The following is a 1,129-nucleotide window of genomic DNA, read 5'->3' on the forward strand; positions in this document are numbered from 1 at the left end:
CTGGTTTAGCGCATGCTTATACTGGAGGAGGTTTTTCCGATTGGTTTTTACCTAGTAAGGATGAGTTAGATGAAATGTATGATAAAAAGACCGAAATAAATGCTGGTGCAAGTTTAAATAGTGGTAGCGATCTTTCTGTGACTCCCTACTGGAGTTCTACGGAGACCGGTGCCAGTAGCGCGTGGTCCCAGAATTTCGACGGTGGTACTCAGGGCTACAGCACTAAGAACACCACGCGCATTGTGCGTGCCGTTCGGGCTTTTTAGTTATTTAATTATTTAGTTATTAAAAAAGTTTACCGCGTAAGCGGTCGGTTTATTTTTAAAAAAAAATGGCATTACACACAGAGTTACCTGTATATAGAGACACATATAAATTGGTGTTAGAAGTTTTTGTAAGTACTAAAACCTTTCCTAAAGAATATAAGTATAGTTTAGGTTATGAATGTTTTTGTTAAAAACAATAAAAACAATAAAAACAATGAAAACAAATTTACTTAGTTTGTATTTACTATTTACAGTTGTAATTTCGGGATATTCACAGATAGGTATAGGAACACCAACGCCAGATGCTTCATCGGTATTAGAAATAAGTTCAACAACACAGGGATTTTTGCCTCCTCGAATGACATATTCCGATATGACATCCATAGTTTCACCAGCCGAGGGTTTGGTTGTTTATTGTTTAGATTGTGATCCAAAGGGATTATATTATTATGACGGAACAGATTTTTTGAATACTGCAAGCGGATTAGTAGTATCAAAACTACCAGGGATAGGCGATTTTATGCACGGCGGCATTGTTTTTTGGATAGATCCAACCGATTCTTCTCATGGTTTAGTTTGTGCAGTAGAAGATCAAGGCTCTGCTCGATGGCATAATGGTAGTTCTGTTGCAACAGGAGCAACAGCAACAGCTATTGGAACAGGCTTAGCTAATACAGATACTATTATAAGCGAACAAGGAGCTATAGAAACAACTTACGCAGCTGGTTTAGCGCATGCTTATACTGGAGGAGGTTTTTCCGATTGGTTTTTACCTAGTAAGGATGAGTTAGATGAAATGTATGATAAAAAGACCGAAATAAATGCTGGTGCAAGTTTAAATAGTGGTAGCGATCTTTCTGTGA

3 protein-coding genes are annotated in these 1,129 nt (G+C 37.6%); all 3 read left to right on the forward strand.

Features of this window, described 5'->3' with window-relative positions; translation table 11 throughout:
• A partial coding sequence (locus ACH5TX_RS00195) for an Lcl domain-containing protein (RefSeq protein ID WP_439337549.1) occupies positions 1-266 on the forward strand: 266 nt, incomplete at its 5' end.
• Positions 267-331: 65 nt separating this feature from the next.
• A complete protein-coding gene (locus tag ACH5TX_RS00200) occupies positions 332-457 on the forward strand; it encodes a four helix bundle protein (protein ID WP_439337550.1) in 126 nt (41 codons plus the stop codon).
• Positions 458-480: 23 nt separating this feature from the next.
• Positions 481-1,129 (forward strand): phage tail-like protein (locus tag ACH5TX_RS00205; RefSeq protein ID WP_500691793.1); only part of this gene is annotated, 649 nt, incomplete at its 3' end.

This window comes from Thalassobellus citreus, from assembly GCF_044385915.1.
In the GTDB taxonomy this organism is placed as follows: domain Bacteria; phylum Bacteroidota; class Bacteroidia; order Flavobacteriales; family Flavobacteriaceae; genus Thalassobellus; species Thalassobellus citreus.